Origin of the sequence: Bordetella genomosp. 5 (genome assembly GCF_002261315.1) — a bacterium.
Lineage (GTDB): Bacteria > Pseudomonadota > Gammaproteobacteria > Burkholderiales > Burkholderiaceae_B > Bordetella.
In genome coordinates this window covers 38,310-55,450 of the sequence record NZ_NEVP01000012.1, presented here as the reverse complement: position 1 = coordinate 55,450, position 17,141 = coordinate 38,310, and the positions used below count along the sequence as shown (strand labels likewise).

Genomic DNA, 17,141 nt, shown 5'->3' with positions numbered 1-17,141 from the left:
GCGCATACCTGGCGAGCGCGATGCGCGGCACCTCGGATTCAGCCTTTCAGTGCCTCGATATGCAGCGTGTCGCCGGCCAGGCGCACCAGCGCCGGCTGATTGTGCAGGGCGCGATCGAGCTTGTCTTCGACCACGCGATACACGCCCGCCACGGCCAGCAACTCCGCATCGAGCTGCGTGGTGAAGATGCGTGCCGAGGTGTCGCCACGCGCGCCAGCCATGGCCTTGCCGCGCAGCGGACCATAAACGTGCACGTTGCCATCGGCGATCACTTCGGCGCCCTGACTCACCATGCCGATCACGACCACGTCGGTGCCGCGCGCGTAGACGCGCTGGCCGGAACGCAGCGGCCGCGTGATGACCAAAGCCGAGCTGCTTTGCGGGCCGGCCGAGGTAAGACGGCCGGACTCGGCGGTGGCGCCTGCCGCGCGCGCGGGCGGCGCGGCATCGGAAGACGCGGCCGGGGCGGCCTCGTCGGCATCGACCGCGGCGTCGGCGGGCGCGTCGACCGGATCCACGCTGTTCGCGCCGGTGCCCACATCGGGCTGCGCGGTCGGGCCGTCGGGCGCGACGTCGAGCGCGGCAGCCGGCACCGACGGCACCGGCGTGGCGACGTCGTTGGGCGGCGCGGTGTCGATCGCGGGCGGAACACGCGGCCCCGGCGTCGAGAGCTCCACGGGTGTCAGGCCGATGGCACGCGCGGCGGCGAGGTTGGCCTCGGTGGCCACCACGCCGATCGCCGGCAGGTTGTGGTCACGCAGCGCCTGCACCAGTTCGGGCCAATCGATGGGCGCGTCGACGCGGCTGGCGTCGATCACCACGGGTTCGTTCTCGAAGAAGCTGCCGGCGTCGGCCATCCGTTTGTCGAGCGCCGCGCGCAGCGCAGCGAGGTCGGCGTTGTGAAGCACCACGCGGATGGCGTAGAGCGTGGCGCTTTTGAAATCCAGTGCTAGGGGTTCGCTGTTCATGGGTCGAGTGTGAGACGGGGCGCGCGCCAGGACAGGGTGCGCACGGAGCCGGCTCTGCAATGTCGGGCATGATAACCCGCGGCGGGACGGCCCGAAACGTAGAAAGGACGCGGCGCCGCCCTGCGTTCAGGGCAAGGGTTCGGGCGCGGGCGGCGTGCCACCGAGCGCCTTCGTGAGCGCCCGCGCGGCGGCCAGCACATCGTCGGCCTGCGCGCGGATCAGGCGCGGCGTGGGCATGGTGAGGGTGACCGCGCCGGCGAGCGTGCCATCGGCGCCGAACACCGGCGCGGAGATGCCCGAGAGCTCGGGCATGCGGTCGCCTTCGAGCACGATCACCTGCTCGGCGCGGATGCGCCGTGCGACCTCGTCGTCCGCGCGCGCGTCGGGGCTGGCGTAGGCGCTCAGCACCCGGCCCCCGGCGCCCCGGGTGAGCGGCAACAGGTCGCCGGCGCGGATGTGGTCGCGCACGGGGTGCGGCGAATCCACGCGATACAGACAGAGCCGGTGTCCGCCCTGCGCCACGTGATAGGCCGCGCTCTCGCCGGTGCGGGCGACCAGCGCCCGCAGCGCGGGCACCACCACATCCTGCAAGGCGAAAGACGCCGCGTACACGCCGTGCAGCCGGGCGACTTCGGCACCCAGCGCGTAGTGCCCGGCGGGCGTGCGTCGCACCCAGCCCGCGTGCTCGAGCGAGGCGAGCAGCCGCAGCACGGTGCTCTTGTACAGCTGCGTGCGCGCGGCGAGCTCGGTGAGGGCGAGCTCGCCGTCGCCGGCCCGAAAGGCACCGAGTACCGACAACGCGCGATCCACGGCGGCGGCGCCGCCCGGTGCGGCATGTTGATCGGCGAGCGAGGGTTGGATGGCTTTACGAGGCATGAGATCAGGCGTGCGGACGCCCCCTTGCGCGCGCCCCTGCGGGCGCCCCTAGCAGGCGCCCCTAGCACGCGCCCCTAGCAGGCGCCCCTTGCAGGGCGCCCCCGATTGACATCGGGGGCAGGGTCGGCGAATAATAAATTAATAGAACGTCGTTCTATCTTATAGAACAACAAGGAGACCGTCAATGCCTTCCGTCCTGGTGAGCGAAGTCGGGCCGCGCGATGGCCTGCAAAGCATCGCCGCCGTCATGCCCACGCACGCCAAGCGCCGCTGGATCGCAGCGCTGGCGCGCGCCGGCCTGCGCGAAATCGAAGTGGCCTCGTTCGTGCCGCCCCGGCTGATGCCGCAGATGGCCGACGCCGCCGAGGTGGTGCAAGACGCGCTGGCTCTGCCCGATCTGCACGTGGCGGTGCTCGCCCCGAATCTGCAGGGCGCGCGTGCGGCGTTGCAGGCGGGCGCGCACAAGATCACGCTGCCCGTGTCGGTGAGCGAGGCGCACTCGCTGGCCAACGTGCGCAAGAGCCACGCGCAGATGATCGAGACGGTGCGCGAGGTGGTCGCGCTGCGCGACGAGGACTGGCCCGAGGCGCGCATCGAAGCCGGGCTGTCCACGGCCTTCGGCTGCACCCTGGCGGGCGCGATCAGCGATGCGCAGACGCTGGCCCTGGCGCAGACCATGGCCGACTGCGGCGTGGACGAGGTCGGGTTGTCGGATACCACCGGCTACGCCAATCCGGCGCAGGTTCGGCGCCTGTTCAGCGCGTTGCAGCGCGAGCTCGGCGAGCGCGCGGGCGGGGCGCATTTTCACAACACGCGCGGGCAGGGGCTCGCCAATGTGGTGGCGGCGCTCGAGGCCGGGGTGCGCACGTTCGATGCGAGCCAGGGCGGATTGGGCGGCTGCCCGCATGCGCCCGGCGCGACCGGCAACATCGTGACCGAAGACCTGGTGTTTCTGCTCGAGGCGATGGGTCTGGATACCGGCATCGACGTCGCCGCGCTGCTCGAGGCGCGCGCGATCCTGCGGGCCGCCTTGCCGGACGAGCCGCTCTACGGTCACCTGCCCGATGCCGGGCTGCCCAAGGATTTCGTCTACGCACGGGAGGCCGCATGAGTCGCGCCGACCAAGCCCATACGGCGCAGGCAGACACCGCCGCGCAAGACGCGCCCCCGTTGCCGCTGGCCGGCATCCGCGTCATCGAATTCACGCATATGGTGATGGGCCCGACCTGCGGCATGGTGCTGGCGGACCTGGGCGCCGAAGTCATCAAGATCGAGCCGGTGCAGGGCGACAACACGCGCCGGCTGAAGGGCTCGGGCGCCGGATTCTTCGCGATGTTCAACCGCAACAAGAAGAGCATTCCGGTCGACCTGCACGATCCGCGCGGACGCGAACTGGTGCTGCGGCTGATCGCCACGGCCGACATCGTGAGCGAGAACTTCAAGCCGGGCGCGATGGCGCGCCTTGGACTGGATTACGAGAGCCTGCAGACGCTCAATCCCGGACTGATCTACGTGTCGCACAAGGGCTTTCTGCCGGGCCCCTACGAGCATCGCACCGCGCTCGACGAGGTGGTGCAGATGATGGGCGGGCTGGCCTACATGACCGGTCCGGAAGGCCGGCCGCTGCGCGCGGGCGCGGCGGTCAACGACATCATGGGTGGCATGTTCGGCGCGCTGGGCGCGATGGCCGCGCTCATCGAACGGCGCAGCACCGGCCGGGGCCAGCAGGTGCAGAGTGCGCTGTTCGAGAACAACGTATTTCTCGTGGGCCATCACATGATGCAGTACGCCGTCACGGGCCAGGCCGCCGCCCCCATGCCCAGCCGCATCTCGGCCTGGGCGGTGTACGACGTGTTCACGGTGGCCGAGGGTGGGCAGATCTTCCTGGCGGTGGTGTCGGACACGCAGTGGCGGATCTTCTGCGAGGCCTTCGGCTTCGTGGATCTGGCGGACGACGCACGTCTGGCCACCAACAATGCCCGCGTCGACGCGCGGCCCTGGCTCATGCCGATCCTGCGCGAAAGGCTGGCCGGCATGAGCGCCGCGTCGCTCGCGCAGCGCTTCGAGCAGCACGGGCTGCCGTATGCGCCGATCGCGCGTCCGCAGGACCTCTTCGACGATCCGCACCTGGCCGGCACCGGTGGCCTGGCCGAGATCGCGATTCCCGACGGCGCGCGCGCCGGCGAGGCCACGCGTGTGCCGCTGCTGCCCATCACGCTGGGCGGACGCCGGCCGGGCGTGCGTGCCGGGCCGCCCGCGCTGGGTGCCTGCGGGGCGGCGGTGCTCGACGAGGCTGGCATCGATGCCGAGGCGCGCGCCGCGCTGATCGAGGCGGGCGTCCTGGGGCCGGTGACCTGACCCGGGCCGCGCCGGGCGTCGGATCGACGCCCGGCGCGGCCCCTGTTTCAAGGAGCGGCCTCATCGGCCGGTGGTAGCGAAGGTCGAAGGCGCGTGCGGACGGTGGCGTTCCGGCGGTCGACGGCAACATAACAACACGGAGACAACACCATGACATGCATCATCTCGGGCACCGGGCCGCAGAACGCCGGGCGGCGTACTGCTGGGCGGCATGCCGCTGGGCGGCAATCCGCTGGGCGGCAGGCCGCTGGGCGGCATGCCGCTCGCCTGCTCACGCGGTTTGCGCAGCGGCTGATGGCCTGCGCCGCGCTTGCCGCCGCGCTTGCCGCCGCGCTTGCCGCCGCGCTCGCCCCGCCGGCTCAGGCCGCCTGGCCGGAGCGCCCCATCAACCTCATCGTGCCGATGCCGCCTGGCGGCGGGACCGACACCATCAGCCGCCTGGTCGCCGAGCGCGTGGGCGCGAGCGGCGCGGGATGGTCGATGGTCGTGCAGAACAAACCGGGCGCCACCGGCAACATCGGCATGGAGTTCGTGGCGCGATCCGCGCCCGACGGCTACACCGTCGGCATGGGGCAGGCGGCCAATCTGGCGATCAACCCGGCCATCTATCCCCGCATGCCGTTCGACCCGGCGCGCGACTTCACCCTCATCGGTCTGGTGGCGGCGCAGCCGGTGGTGCTGGTGGTGCGGGCGGATTCGCCGTACCGCAGCCTGAAGGACCTGCTCGACGACGCGCGCAAGCGCGGGCCGGGCGCGCTCAAGCTCGCCTCGGCCGGTAACGGCACGATCGGCCACATGGCCGGCATGATGCTGGCCCGGCGCGCCGAGGTCGAGTTTCTGCACGTGCCCTACAAGGGGGCAGGGCCCGCGGTCACCGATCTGGTGGGCGGTCAGACCGATCTCTATTTCATTACGCCGCAGACCGCCTTCGCGCTGTTCAAGGCCGAGAAGCTGCGTGCGCTCGCCGTCACGTCGACCGCGCGGCTCGATGCGCTGCCCGACGTCCCGACCGTGGCGGAATCGGGTTTCGCCGGCTTCGAGGCCTCGGCCTGGACCGGCCTCGTCGGCCCGGCCGGCATGCCGGCCTCCGCCGTCAGTGCGATCAACGCGCAACTGCAGACCGCGCTGGCGCAGCCCGAGATGAAGCGGCGCCTGGCCGACGAGGGCAGCCAGCCGCTGGGCGGCACGCCGCAGGCGTTCCGCAGTTATCTCGAGAGCGAGACGACGAAGTGGGGCGAGGTGGTGAAGGCGGCCGGCATCCGCCTGGACTAGACAAGCCCCCACGCCGCGCGTGCTTCGCCCGCTTGCTGCCCCCCCGAGGGGGCGCGCCCACCTTGGGACGGCCCGGCGGTGGGGGAGCCCCCACGCCGCGCGCGCTTCGCCCGCCTGCCCGAGGGGGCGCACCCACCTTGGGACGGCCCGGCGGTGGGGGGGAGCCCCCACGCCGCGCGCGCTTCGCCCGCTTGCTGCCCCCCGAGGGGGCGCGCCCACCTTGGGACGGCCCGGCGGTGGGCGTAAAGGGGCGCGCCCACCTTGAGACGGCTCGGCGGTGGGCGTAAAAAAACGCGGACCGAGGTCCGCGTTTTTTCATCCCGGTCAGGCGGCGCTCAGCCCGCGGCCCAGGAGTCTTTCAGCGTGACGATGCGGTTCAGGACCGGGGCGCCGGGGCGCGAGTCCTTGGCGTCGACGGTGAAATAGCCCAGCCGCTCGAATTGCCAGGTCGCGCCGGGTTCGGTCGCGATGTTGGGTTCGAGCCAGGCCTGGACGGTCTGCTTGGAGTTGGGGTTCAGGGCGGCCAGGAAGTCCTTGTCGCCGGTATCGGGATGCGGATCGGCGAACAGGCGGTCGTAGAGCTGGACCTGTGCCGGCACTGCGTGCGCCGCGCTGACCCAGGTGATGTTGCCCTTGACCTTGACGCTGTCGGCGCCCGGCGTGCCGCTCTTGGTGTCGGGCAGATACTCGGCCTGCACCTCGACCACGTCGCCGGCGTCGTTCTTCGTGAAGCCGGTGCAGCGGACCACGTAGCCGTACTTCAGGCGCACGGTGTTGCCGGGGAACAGGCGGAAGTACTTCTTGGGCGGCTCCTCGCGGAAGTCGTCGCGTTCGATCCAGAGCTCGCGCGAGAACGGGAACTCGCGCACGCCCGCTTCCGGATCGTGCGGGTTGCGCGGCGCCGTGCACGATTCCGTCTGCCCCTCGGGGTAATTGGTGATGACGAGCTTGATCGGATCGAGCACCGCCACCGAGCGCGGCGTGCCGGGATCGAGGTCGTCGCGCACGGCCTGCTCGAGCAGGCTGTAGTCGATGCGCGAGTCCGACTTCGACACCGCGGTGCGGTCGCAGAACAGGCGGATCGACGAGGCCGTGTAGCCGCGGCGGCGCAGGCCGAACAGCGTGGGCATGCGCGGATCGTCCCAGCCATCGACGTGGCCGTCGCGCACCAGCTGCAGCAGCTTGCGCTTGCTGGTGACGATGTAGGTCAGGTTCAGGCGCGCAAATTCGTATTGGCGCGGCAGCGGCTGGGCCAGCTTGCCCAGCTCGGCCAGACGCGCCAGGATCCAGTCGTAGAACGGACGCTGGTCTTCGAACTCCAGCGTGCAGATGCTGTGGGTGATGCCTTCGAGCGCATCCTCGACCGGGTGGGCCCAGCTATACATCGGGTAGATGCACCACTGATTGCCGGTGCGATGGTGCGTGGCGTGGCGCACGCGATACATGACCGGGTCGCGCAGATTGATGTTGGGCGAGCCCATGTCGATCTTGGCGCGCAGCACCAGGCTGCCGTCGGGATGCTTGCCGTCGCGCATCTCGCGCAGCAGGGCGATCGATTCGGCCGGCGCGCGGTCACGCCAGGGCGAGTTGGTGCCCGGTTCGGTCAGGGTGCCGCGCTGGGCGCGGATCTCGTCGGCGCTCTGGGCATCGACGTAGGCGTGGCCGGCCTCGACCAGCGCTTCGGCAAACTCGTACATGTAGCCGAAGTAGTCGCTGGCGAAATACAGGTTGTCGCGGCCATCGGCCTTCCAGTCGAAGCCGAGCCAGTGCACGGCCTCTTCGATGGCATCGACGTACTCCTGATCTTCCTTTTCGGGATTGGTGTCGTCGAAGCGCAGGTGGCAGACGCCGCCGTACTCCTTGGCCAGACCGAAGTTCACGCAGATGCTCTTGGCGTGACCGATGTGCAGGTAGCCATTGGGCTCGGGCGGGAAGCGGGTGCGGATACGGGCAGGGTCGGGTTCGCCCGCCGTCTGCACGCTGGCCGGGCCGGGCCGGCCGGCCCAGCGCTTGCCCTGGAAGCGGTTCGATTCCAGGTCTTCGTCGATGATGTTGCGCAGATAATTGCTGGCGGCAGGCGGCGTCGGGGCGTGGGTCATTCTGAAAGAATAGGAAAAAGCGGCGACAAAGCGTCAATTTTGCCACGTTCGGGCGGCGATGCCGTTGCAATCACGCCTCCCACGGGGGCGGAACAGGCTCTACACTACCGCCCATCATGAATATCGCCCCTCTCCTGCTGGCCCGAACCCAGTTCATGACCAGCCTGAGCTTCCTGGCCCTGTTCCTGGCCATTTCCCTGGCATTGGCCTGGTTTCTACTCTTTTTCAAGCTCCGGGCGCGCGTCAGCGGCCTCGCCGGCTGGACCGCCGCCTATCGGCTCTGGGTGCGGATATTCGCGCTGTCCTTCGTGCTCGCACTGGCGTTCGCCGTGCCGGTGCTGGTCCAGCTGGGCAGTCTCTGGCCCGGCCTGATGGACAAAATCGGCAATGTGGCCGGACCCCTGGTCGGCTTCGGCGTGCTGTCGGTCTTCGTGCTGAAGTCGTGTTTCCTGGGCGTCATGCTGTTCGGCCAGCGCCGGGTTTCCGATCTGGCGCACACCTTCGCCGTGTTCATGGTCGCCATCGGGCAGCTCGTGGCGCTGGGCTGGGTGCTGGCGCTGCAATCCTGGATGCAGACCCCCGACGGCGCGGCCCTGATCGACGGGCGCTATCAGGTCTACGACTGGCTCGAGGTGATCTTCAACCCCTCGTTCGGCTGGCGCATGGGCGCCACTGCGGTGGGCGCCGCGCTGGCGGCCGCCTTCCTGATGCTCGGCGTGCACGCCCTCCAGGCCCTGCGCCGGCCGCTCGACGACGGCGAGCGCAACGCGTTCAAGGCGGCCGTCGTGGTCGCGCTCGTGGCCTCGATCCTGCAACTGCCGGTGGCGCTGGGCCTGCGCGACCTGACCGTGCGGCACCAGCCGGCCAAGGCGGCCGCGCTGGCCGGCTACTGGCACAGCGGCGGCAAGCCCGAAATCACGATCTGGGGCTGGCCCGACGCGCAAAGCCAGTCGACCGCCGGCGCCTGGACCCTGCAGAACACCGGCGCGCGCTGGCTGGCGCGCGATCCCAATGGCATCTACATCGGGCTCGACAAATACTCCGGCATGCAGCCGCCCGTGGCGATGGTGTTCTGGTCGCTGCGCCTGGCCATCGTGCTGGGCGTCCTCATGGTGATCGCCGCGCTCGTGAGCTTCAGCGGCACGGCCCGGCGCGGCTTCGATCCCGCCGTCATGCCGCGCTGGTGGCTGCGCTTCCAGAGCGGCATGATGTTCGCCGGCGGTCTGGCCGTCATGGCGTCGTGGTGGGTGAGCCAGCTCGGCCTGCAGCCCTATATGGTCAACCGCACCATCACGCAGTCCGAGGTCCTGAGTCCGGCCACACCGGCCACGCTGGGCTACGGCGTGGCGGCGTGGGGGCTGCTCTATCTGATTCTGCTGGGCGCCTTTGTCGGCATGCTGTTTCATGCGGCGCGCTACGGCGTCGTGCCGGTGCGCAAGACGGGAGGTACGCCATGATCGCCACCTTGGCCGCGTCGCTGGGCCTGGCCCCCGACGATCCGATGTTCTGGATGCCGATGGTGTTCATGGCATTGCTGTTGCTGCTGATCGCCGCCGGTATCGTGTTCGACGGCTTCGATCTGGGCGTGGGCATCCTGCTGCAGATCGCGCCGGCCGACGAGCGCGGCCGCATGATGGGCCTGTTGTCGCCCTGGCGTGATGCCAACGAGTTCTGGCCTCTGCTGGGCATGGGGCTGTTCGCCTCCGCGTTCCCGTTTGCCTGGGGCACCATCACCGGCAAGCTGGTCGGGCCGCTGATCGTGCTGACCTTGGGCATCGTGCTGCGCAGCGTGGCGTTCGAGTTCCGCATCCGCGCACGTCACGAGCACAAGCCGCGCTGGATTTTCGGCTTCTGGATCGGATCGCTCCTGACCGCGATCGGGCAGGGGATGGTGCTCGGCCGTATCGCCACCGACTACCAGAGCGACGCCGGCTATGGCTGGTTCTCGCTGTTCGTGGGGTTGTGCGCCGTGGCCGCGTATGCGCTGTTGGGTGCCTGCTGGCTCGTGATGCGGGTCGACGGCGATCTGCAGCGCCGTGCCGCCAACTGGGCGCGCCACTCGATCCGCTGGACGGCCGCGGGCATGGTGGCCATCGCGGTCACGCTCGGCCTGGCCAATGCCGGCATCTTCTTCAAGTGGAGCAACGCCGCGCATCTGGGCGCGGCCGCGGCGGTCTGGGCCTGCATGCTGCTCTGCTTCGTCTGCGCCGAGGTGTTCCTGGCGCGCGTGCGGACCAAGCCGGACAGCTTCAGCTGGATGCCGTTCGTGCTGTGCGTGGTGCTCTATGTGCTGATGCTGCTGGGGCTGGCGTACAGCTTCTTCCCGTATCTGATCCTCGACGACATGACCATCTGGGACGGCAGCGGCGCGCTGGGGTCCATGCGCCTGGTGCTGGCCGGCGTGGTGGTCGGTGTGCCGGTGGTGCTGATCTTCAATCTGCTTGCCTATCGCTCGGTGTTCGGCAAGGAGCGCCGCCCGGTGGCGCTGCTGCCGCCGCCGTCGGCCTCCTGACGGGCGCGGCGGGACGGGATTCGCCGCAACACGAAACAGGCCGCCCCTCGGGGCGGCCTGCGTCATTTCGAGAAGGCGTTGGATCAGGCTTGGGCGAGGGGCAGGCGGATGCGTACCAGCAGGCCGCCGCCCGTGTGATCGCCGAGCTCCAGTGTGCCGCCGTGGGCCCGCGCGATCGCGTCGGCCAGCGCCAGCCCCAGGCCCACATTGCCGGTGCGCGTGCGCGCGTCGTCGAGACGGGCGAAGGGCCGCAAGGCCTCGCTGCGGCGTTCCGGGCTGATGCCCGTGCCATGATCGCCCACTTCGAGCACGGCGTGGCTGCCGTCCTGGCTCAGGCTGACGTCGATGGGCGCGGCGCCGTGATGCAGCGCATTGCCGATCAGATTGTCGAGCAGGCGGCCCAGCGCCACCGCATCGCCCTGGATGTGCAGATTGGCGTCTTCGGGCGTGCGCAGGGTGACGGCGGTGTTGGTGCTTTGCCATGCGCCCACGCGGTCATGGATCCAGTCGTTCAGGTCCAGCGGCGCGTAGCGGTAGGCGGCCGGATCGGTGCCCCGCACGAAGCCGATGAATTGATCGACCATGTGCTGCATGTCCTGCAGGTCTTTGCGCAGACCTTCCTTGAGCACGGAGTCGTCGGCCATCTCGATGCGCAGCCACATGCGCGAGAGCGGCCCCTTCAGATCGTGCGGCAGGCCGGAGAGCAGGGTGCGGCGCACGGAGTCGGATTCGGCCAGCGCGTCGAGCATGGCATTGAAGCGCTCGCCCAGCGCGCGCGTCTCGTGCGGACCCGACGGCTCCACGCGCTGCGGCTGCCCGGCGGCGAGCTGGTCGGCGGCCTGCGCCAGCCGCGTGAGCGGACGCGTGATGTGCCACGAGAAGCCCGCCGCCAGCAACAGCACCAGCCCCAGGCCGCCCAGCCAGAACGCCACCAGCGGCGACGAGACGGGTGGGTCCAGGCGCTCCAGCGGAATCACCAGCCATTCGCGCAACAGCGGCGCGTCTTCGCTCGCCGGATTGGGCGCGAGCGAGATATAGATTTCGGCGCGCGGACCGCGCGAGAGCGCCACGCGCGTGCCGTCGTTCAGGCGGATGTTGAGCTCGCGCACCAGCCCGCGCAGATCGCGGCGCACGTCGTCGGGCTCGCCGTGAGGGTAGCGCGCGCGGCGCTGCGCCTCCATCTTGCGATAGGCCTCCATGCGCTGTTCGCGGTCGGCCGGGTCTTCGAACTCGTCTTCGCGCGGCTGCGGCGGGGGCGGCGGCGGCATGGCGTTGGGCATGAACCGATCGGCCGGCGGCAGATTGAGGCGCTGCAGGCGCGCCTCGGCGGGCAGCATGCGCGACCACAGACGCCATTGGTTCTGCGAGGCGGCACGGACGAAGTCAGCGCGGTCTTCGGCCGGCACCTGGGCCAGGGCCGCGCGCAGCGTGCGAATCGTGGTGGCGATGTAGCCGATCGCCACCTCTTCCATGAACTTCTGGCGGAAGTACGACACGGTGCCCAGCGTGGCGGCCTGCGCCAGCAGTACCGAGCCCAGCACGAGCAGGATGAGCCTGACGCGCAGCGAGTGCGGCATCAGGCGGCCGAAAGGCAGCTTCATGGCGCGAAGCGGTAGCCGATGCCCCAGACGGTCTGGATCCAGCGGGGTTGTTTGGGATCTTCTTCGATGGCGCGCCGCAGCCGCAGGATCGCGATGTCGATGGCGCGGTCATTGCGCTCGCCGCTGTCGTCGTCGCGCGCCAGGGCCAGCAGACGCTCGCGCGACAGCGGCTTGCCCGCGTTGCGCACCAGCGCTTCGAGCAGATTGATCTCGCCACCGGTGAGCTTGACCACGACGCCTTCGCGCATCAGCTGGCGCGTGGTCGGATCGAACACGAAGGGGCCGAAGGACACCGGCGCGTCTTTCGTGAGCGCGGAGGGGCCGCGCTTGCGCCGCAGCACGGCCTCGATGCGGGCGAGCAGCTCGCGCGGATCGAAGGGCTTGCCGAGGTAGTCGTCTGCGCCGGCCTCGAGACCGATGATGCGGTCCACCGCCTCGTCGCGCGCGGTCAGCAGGATGACGGGCAGGTCCTCGCCCTGTTCGCGCAGGCGGCGACAGGCATCGGCGCCATCGCCCCCGGGAAGCATGCGGTCGAGCACCAGGAGATCGGGCGCATAGCGCGTGATGCGGGCGGCCAGATCGCTGGCATCGGGCGCGAGCAGCGTGTCGTAGCCGTGGCGATTGAGGTAATCGGCCAGCAATTGGCGCAGGGCGGGGTCATCGTCGACCACCAACAGCTTGGTATGCGGATTTTCCATGGGTGCCAGTGTGGTGCCCGGGCTGTTTGCGGGCAAGGGGCAAGAAATCGATTGAAAAATATAACCGTTGCAACTCGCCCGCGCTGGCGGCGGGCGCCAGAGCTTAGAATAGCCGGCTCGCGCCGCGGCCCCCGCGATCCTGGCGAGACCTCCCGTGGTGTTTTTTTAAGATCGTTTACAGATGTGCCGTCCCGGACTTTTTAAACTGGTTCGCGTTATGGTTGCTCGCGAACGTGTAGACAAGCGGGTGTCGCGCACCATTCTGGGAACGGTCCTCGCCGCGAACATGGCGTTGGCCGCCTGCGCCTCCACCGACGCCCCGCCCGATGCTTCCCCCCCGGCAACGCCCTCGGCCACCGCCACGCAGACTCCGTCCGCGCCGGCCGCTGCGGCGCAGCCGCGTCAGGCCGTTCGTACGGCGGCCGCCAACGACATCGCCCGCTACGGCATCGGCGTGCTGTCACCCGTGCAGCCGCAGCGCGTGACCCCGCCGTCCGAGATCGACGCCTATGCGCTCCCGCCGGAGGCCGACCCGTGCGCCGGGCTGGTGTCGACGGCCGAAGCCGGCCTGCCCGAAGACCCGCACACCGGTCCCGCGCCGGGCGAGGGGCTCCAGCCCCAGACCACCCCGCCGCTCGGCCTCGACGCGGGGGCGGCGGCGCCCGACGCCGGTGTGGCCGCCAGTCCCGACGTGCTGTGCGCCTCGCCCTATCCCGACTACCCGGTGAGCCAGAGCAGCGCCGCCTACTCCTTCGATCTGGAGGCCGCCGAACTGGTCGCGTCGCGGCCGGTGGGCGGCACGGGCATCGCCCCGCAGCGCCGCCGCTGGTTCTCCGCCGTCAGTTCGGTGCCCACCACGTCTTATACCGGTCAAAATTGGCGCTACACGCCCTCGGTCGGCGCGGGGCCGTCGGTCGGCGTGGGTAACGTCACCAGCCTGGCGCCCTCCTGGGGCAACAGCGCGCCCATCGGCGGCATCCAGTTTTCCGAGCGCGCCACCGGGTCCGCGCTCAAGCCCGGCGAGTTCGGCTATGCCTCGTCGCTGGGCCGTCTGAACCTGATGGATCCGGCCGCCACCTCCGGCGCGGTGGACTACGGCGCCTCGGCGGGCAGCAGCATGGTGCGCTACGGCCTGACCACCGATCTGACCGTCGAGGGCCAGCTGCAGACGGCGCCGCAACTCACCACCCGCGGCTTCGGCACGACATACCGTGCGGGCGACATCGGCACCTTCCAGGCCGGCGCCACGCAGAGCACGTTCGACGCGGTCAACGCCTGGCGTTACCGGTTCGGCTACTCGGTCAACATGGCCGACGCCGTCACCCTCGGCGTGAGCGGCGAAGACATCGGCGCCGGCTACAACGACCTCTCGTCCTATAACAACGGCGGCTCCAACGCCCGGCAACTGCGCAGCACCTTCTCGGCCGGCGTGCCGATCTCGGGGTGGGGCACGCTGAGCGGCACCTACTCGTCGGGCGTCACGGCCAGCAGCGACCCCAATGAGCGCCGGGTGGGTCTGGAGCAGAGCATGATGCTCGCGCCCAAGGTGCGCTTCGCCCTCGGGGCAGATCGCGATCTGGTCTCGGGCGACTACGAATGGCGGGCCCGCCTGTCCATGCCCGTCGACGCCTTCATGCGCGGCCGCTGGCTGGGGTTCTGACCCGGGGATGGCAACGGATTCACGGGCCGGATCGGCGTGCGGCCAAATGGGGTCTAAAATCCCGGTCATGATGCATTTGGCTGCTACCCATGTCTGAATCGCGCGCTCTGGGCGTGCTCGAGCGCGTTTTCGGTTACGAATCCTTCCGCGGTGACCAACAAGCGATCGTCCAGCACGTCATCGACGGCGGCGATGCGCTGGTCCTCATGCCGACCGGCGGCGGCAAGTCGCTCTGTTATCAGGTGCCCGCGCTGGTGCGCGAAGGCACCGGTATCGTGGTGTCCCCGCTCATCGCGTTGATGCAGGACCAGGTCGACGCGCTCACCGAGCTCGGCGTACGCGCGGCCTACCTCAACTCCACGCAGGACTGGCGCATCACCCGCGAGGTCGAGCAGGAGTTCCTCAATGGCCAGCTCGATCTGCTGTACGTGGCGCCCGAGCGGCTGCTCACCGACCGCTGTCTGCAATTGCTCGAGCGCGGCCACATTTCGCTGTTCGCCATCGACGAAGCCCACTGCGTATCGCAATGGGGGCACGATTTCCGGCCTGAGTACCTCGGCCTGTCGATGCTGCACGAGCGCTGGCCCGACGTGCCGCGCATCGCGCTCACGGCCACCGCCACCGCGGCCACGCGCAGCGAGATCGCGCAGCGTCTCGCCCTCGACGACGCGCGTCATTTCGTCTCGAGCTTCGATCGTCCCAACATCCGCTACCGCATCGTCGAAAAGAACGAGGTGCGCCGGCAATTGCTCGATCTGATCCAGAGCGAGCACGAGGGCGATGCCGGCGTGGTGTATTGCCTGTCGCGCGCCCGTGTCGAAGAGACGGCCGAGTTCCTGTGCAACAACGGCATCAACGCGCTGCCGTATCACGCCGGGCTGAGTGCCCAGGTGCGCGCGCAGAATCAATCGCGATTTCTGCGCGAGGATGGCATCGTCATGGTCGCCACGATCGCGTTCGGCATGGGCATCGACAAGCCCGACGTGCGTTTCGTCGCGCACATCGACCTGCCGAAATCGGTCGAGGGCTACTACCAGGAAACCGGCCGTGCCGGCCGTGACGGCCTGCCGGCATCGGCCTGGCTGGCCTATGGTCTGCAAGACGTCGTGCAGCAGCGGCGCATGATCGACGAGTCGCCGGGCGACGAGGTGTATCGCCGCCGCCTGGGCCAGCAGCTCGACGCCATGCTGGGGCTGTGCGAAACCGTCGAATGCCGCCGGGTGCGCCTCCTGGCTTACTTCGGGCAGACCATCACGGCCTGCGGCAATTGCGACGTCTGCCTCGATCCTCCGGAAGCCTGGGACGGCACCGTGGCCGCCCAGAAGGTGCTATCGGCCGTGTACCGGCTGGGCCGCGAACGCGGCCAGCGCTACGGCGCGGGTCACATCATCGACATCCTGCGCGGCAAGAGCACCGACCGCACCCGTCAGAACGACCACGAATCGCTCAGCGTCTTCGGCATCGGCGCAGACCTGTCCGAGACGGCCTGGCGCGGCGTGCTGCGTCAGCTGCTCGCGCAGGGCCTGCTCACGGTCGATACCGACGGCTACGGCACGCTCGCCCTCACCGAAGAAAGCCGGGTGGTGCTCAAAGGAGAGCGCCAGCTGATGCTGCGGCGCGAGCCCGAGAAGAAGGCGCGCTCGGGTCGCGGTGGCGGCACGCGCACCAAGGCGCCGGTGATCGATCTGCCGGCCGAAGCGCTGCCCGTGTTCGAGGCGCTGCGCGCCTGGCGCGGCGAGGTCGCCAAGAGCCACGGTGTGCCCGCCTACGTCATTTTCCACGATGCCACGCTGCGCGAGATCGCGCTGGCCCAGCCGGGGTCGATCGACGAGCTCGGGCACATCAGCGGGGTCGGGGCGCGCAAGCTCGAAGCCTACGGCGAAGAGATCCTGCGCACGGTGTCCAGTCCGCGGCTGTAAGCGCGGCGAGCGGCCATGCAAAAGGGACCCCGCGGGTCCCTTTTGCGTTTATCCGGCGCTACTTGAACAGCTCGCCGCTGCCGCCCTGCACGCCGCTGGGCGGCGTGAGGCCGAGGTGGCGCCAGGTGGTCTGGGTGGCCATGCGGCCGCGCGGCGTGCGCTGCAGATAGCCGTGCTGGATCAGGTAAGGCTCGATCACGTCTTCGATGGTGTCGCGCTCTTCGCCGATGGCGGCGGCCAAGCTGTCGACACCCACCGGCCCGCCGTCGAACTTGTGCACGATGGCCTCGAGCAGCTTGCGGTCCATCAGATCCAGGCCCTGCGGATCGACCTCGAGCATGGCGAGCGCCAGGCCGGCCGACTCGGCGTCGATGCGCCCGCCCGCCTTGACTTCTGCGTAGTCGCGCACCCGGCGCAACAGCCGGTTGGCGATACGCGGCGTGCCGCGCGAGCGGCGCGCCACTTCGCGCGCGCCCTCGGGCGTGATCTCGGCGTTGAGCAGGCCCGCGCTGCGCGTGACGATGTGGGTCAGGTCTTCGGTGTTGTAGAACTCCAGCCGCGACACGATGCCGAAGCGATCGCGCAGCGGATTGGTCAGCATGCCGGCCCGGGTGGTCGCGCCCACCAGCGTGAACGGTTGCAGGTCGAGTTTGACGCTGCGCGCGGCGGGGCCTTCGCCGATCAGGATGTCGATCTGGAAGTCTTCGAGTGCCGGATAGAGGATTTCTTCGACCACGGGCGAGAGCCGGTGGATCTCGTCGATGAACAGCACGTCGTTCTTTTCGAGATTGGTCAGCAGCGCGGCCAGATCGCCCGGGCGCTCGAGCACCGGGCCCGAGGTCTGGCGCAGTTGCACGCCCATCTCGTGCGCGATGATGTGGGCCAGCGTGGTCTTGCCCAGGCCCGGCGGGCCGAACAGCAGCACGTGGTCGAGGGATTCGCCCCGCTTGCGCGCCGCGGCGATGAAGATCTCGAGCTGTTCGCGCGCCCGCCGCTGGCCCACGTACTCCTGGAGCGCCTTCGGGCGCAACGCGCGCTCGATCGACTCCTCGTTGGGCGACGTGGGCTGGGGCGTGACCAGACGCGGGGCGTCGGGACGGGTGGAAAGCGAATCGGACTGTATGGCCATGGCGATCAGGAAAGCGGGGCGGGCCCGAGCTGGCATCGTACACCCGGGT

At 69.7% G+C, this 17,141-nt stretch carries 13 protein-coding genes; 7 read left to right on the top strand and 6 right to left on the bottom strand.

Translation table 11 applies throughout. From position 1 onward, the window contains the following. Nucleotides 1–38: 38 nt before the first annotated feature. Both minC and CAL25_RS20340 read right to left on the bottom strand, forming a co-directional pair. Entirely contained in the window at nt 39–968 is a 930-nt protein-coding gene (gene minC / locus CAL25_RS20345; protein ID WP_094803405.1) for a septum site-determining protein MinC, read from the bottom strand. Nucleotides 969–1,094: 126 nt separating this feature from the next. Beyond that, the gene (locus tag CAL25_RS20340) at nt 1,095–1,844 is read right to left on the bottom strand and encodes an IclR family transcriptional regulator (RefSeq protein ID WP_094803404.1); all 750 of its coding nucleotides are present in this window, start codon (nt 1,842–1,844) and stop codon (nt 1,095–1,097) included. Nucleotides 1,845–2,028: 184 nt separating this feature from the next. Between CAL25_RS20340 and CAL25_RS20335 the strand changes: the two genes are divergently transcribed. The 3 genes from CAL25_RS20335 to CAL25_RS20325 all read left to right on the top strand — a co-directional run bounded on the left by CAL25_RS20335 (nt 2,029) and on the right by CAL25_RS20325 (nt 5,474). Further along, the gene (locus CAL25_RS20335; RefSeq protein ID WP_094803403.1) at nt 2,029–2,955 is read left to right on the top strand and encodes a hydroxymethylglutaryl-CoA lyase; all 927 of its coding nucleotides are present in this window, start codon (nt 2,029–2,031) and stop codon (nt 2,953–2,955) included. Further along, nucleotides 2,952–4,202, top strand: a complete 1,251-nt coding sequence (locus tag CAL25_RS20330) for a CaiB/BaiF CoA transferase family protein (protein ID WP_094803402.1) — start codon at nt 2,952–2,954, stop codon at nt 4,200–4,202. The genes CAL25_RS20335 and CAL25_RS20330 overlap by 4 nt, the downstream gene beginning before the upstream one ends. A gap of 294 nt (nt 4,203–4,496) precedes the next feature. Beyond that, nucleotides 4,497–5,474, top strand: a complete 978-nt coding sequence (locus CAL25_RS20325; protein WP_094803401.1) for a Bug family tripartite tricarboxylate transporter substrate binding protein — start codon at nt 4,497–4,499, stop codon at nt 5,472–5,474. 335 nt (nt 5,475–5,809) lie between these two features. Here CAL25_RS20325 and CAL25_RS20315 read toward each other — a convergent pair whose 3' ends face one another. Next, nucleotides 5,810–7,573, bottom strand: coding sequence for a glutamine--tRNA ligase/YqeY domain fusion protein (locus tag CAL25_RS20315; protein WP_094803399.1), 1,764 nt, complete (start codon nt 7,571–7,573; stop codon nt 5,810–5,812). A gap of 116 nt (nt 7,574–7,689) precedes the next feature. On the opposite strand from CAL25_RS20315, the gene CAL25_RS20310 reads away from it, so the two are divergent. Continuing rightward, entirely contained in the window at nt 7,690–9,030 is a 1,341-nt protein-coding gene (locus CAL25_RS20310) for a cytochrome ubiquinol oxidase subunit I (protein ID WP_094803398.1), read from the top strand. Next, nucleotides 9,027–10,085: a cytochrome d ubiquinol oxidase subunit II gene (locus tag CAL25_RS20305; RefSeq protein WP_094803397.1), complete on the top strand. Its 1,059-nt coding sequence runs from the start codon at nt 9,027–9,029 to the stop codon at nt 10,083–10,085. Before CAL25_RS20310 ends, CAL25_RS20305 begins: the two co-directional genes overlap by 4 nt. A gap of 83 nt (nt 10,086–10,168) precedes the next feature. Here CAL25_RS20305 and CAL25_RS20300 read toward each other — a convergent pair whose 3' ends face one another. Then, nucleotides 10,169–11,686 (bottom strand): sensor histidine kinase, encoded by a 1,518-nt coding sequence (locus CAL25_RS20300; protein WP_094803396.1) that lies wholly within the window; start codon nt 11,684–11,686, stop codon nt 10,169–10,171. Then, nucleotides 11,683–12,384 carry a response regulator gene (locus CAL25_RS20295; protein ID WP_094803395.1) on the bottom strand — a complete coding sequence of 234 codons (702 nt, stop codon included), beginning with the start codon at nt 12,382–12,384 and terminating at the stop codon, nt 11,683–11,685. Before CAL25_RS20295 ends, CAL25_RS20300 begins: the two co-directional genes overlap by 4 nt. Nucleotides 12,385–12,601: 217 nt before the next feature. Here CAL25_RS20295 and CAL25_RS20290 point away from each other — a divergent pair, with 217 nt between their 5' ends. Continuing rightward, nucleotides 12,602–14,044, top strand: coding sequence for a fimbrial protein (locus CAL25_RS20290; RefSeq protein ID WP_249279184.1), 1,443 nt, complete (start codon nt 12,602–12,604; stop codon nt 14,042–14,044). An 89-nt stretch (nt 14,045–14,133) separates the two neighbouring features. Further along, nucleotides 14,134–15,963 carry a DNA helicase RecQ gene (gene recQ, locus CAL25_RS20285; protein ID WP_094803393.1) on the top strand — a complete coding sequence of 610 codons (1,830 nt, stop codon included), beginning with the start codon at nt 14,134–14,136 and terminating at the stop codon, nt 15,961–15,963. 58 nt (nt 15,964–16,021) lie between these two features. On the opposite strand, the gene ruvB is transcribed toward recQ, so the two are convergent. Further along, complete coding sequence (gene ruvB / locus CAL25_RS20280) at nt 16,022–17,092, bottom strand: Holliday junction branch migration DNA helicase RuvB (protein WP_094803392.1); 1,071 nt, start codon at nt 17,090–17,092, stop codon at nt 16,022–16,024. Nucleotides 17,093–17,141: the final 49 nt, after the last annotated feature.

Excerpts from the sequence above, each read along its gene's own strand:
- CAL25_RS20290 (WP_249279184.1), top strand. The coding sequence starts at position 12,602 with ATGGTTGCTCGCGAACGTGTAGACAAGCGGGTGTCGCGCACCATTCTG.
- CAL25_RS20295 (WP_094803395.1), bottom strand. The coding sequence starts at position 12,384 with ATGGAAAATCCGCATACCAAGCTGTTGGTGGTCGACGATGACCCCGCC.
- CAL25_RS20315 (WP_094803399.1), bottom strand. The coding sequence starts at position 7,573 with ATGACCCACGCCCCGACGCCGCCTGCCGCCAGCAATTATCTGCGCAAC.
- CAL25_RS20340 (WP_094803404.1), bottom strand. The coding sequence starts at position 1,844 with ATGCCTCGTAAAGCCATCCAACCCTCGCTCGCCGATCAACATGCCGCA.
- CAL25_RS20330 (WP_094803402.1), top strand. The coding sequence starts at position 2,952 with ATGAGTCGCGCCGACCAAGCCCATACGGCGCAGGCAGACACCGCCGCG.
- CAL25_RS20335 (WP_094803403.1), top strand. The coding sequence starts at position 2,029 with ATGCCTTCCGTCCTGGTGAGCGAAGTCGGGCCGCGCGATGGCCTGCAA.
- ruvB (WP_094803392.1), bottom strand. The coding sequence starts at position 17,092 with ATGGCCATACAGTCCGATTCGCTTTCCACCCGTCCCGACGCCCCGCGT.
- CAL25_RS20310 (WP_094803398.1), top strand. The coding sequence starts at position 7,690 with ATGAATATCGCCCCTCTCCTGCTGGCCCGAACCCAGTTCATGACCAGC.
- recQ (WP_094803393.1), top strand. The coding sequence starts at position 14,134 with ATGTCTGAATCGCGCGCTCTGGGCGTGCTCGAGCGCGTTTTCGGTTAC.
- minC (WP_094803405.1), bottom strand. The coding sequence starts at position 968 with ATGAACAGCGAACCCCTAGCACTGGATTTCAAAAGCGCCACGCTCTAC.
- CAL25_RS20305 (WP_094803397.1), top strand. The coding sequence starts at position 9,027 with ATGATCGCCACCTTGGCCGCGTCGCTGGGCCTGGCCCCCGACGATCCG.
- CAL25_RS20300 (WP_094803396.1), bottom strand. The coding sequence starts at position 11,686 with ATGAAGCTGCCTTTCGGCCGCCTGATGCCGCACTCGCTGCGCGTCAGG.
- CAL25_RS20325 (WP_094803401.1), top strand. The coding sequence starts at position 4,497 with ATGGCCTGCGCCGCGCTTGCCGCCGCGCTTGCCGCCGCGCTTGCCGCC.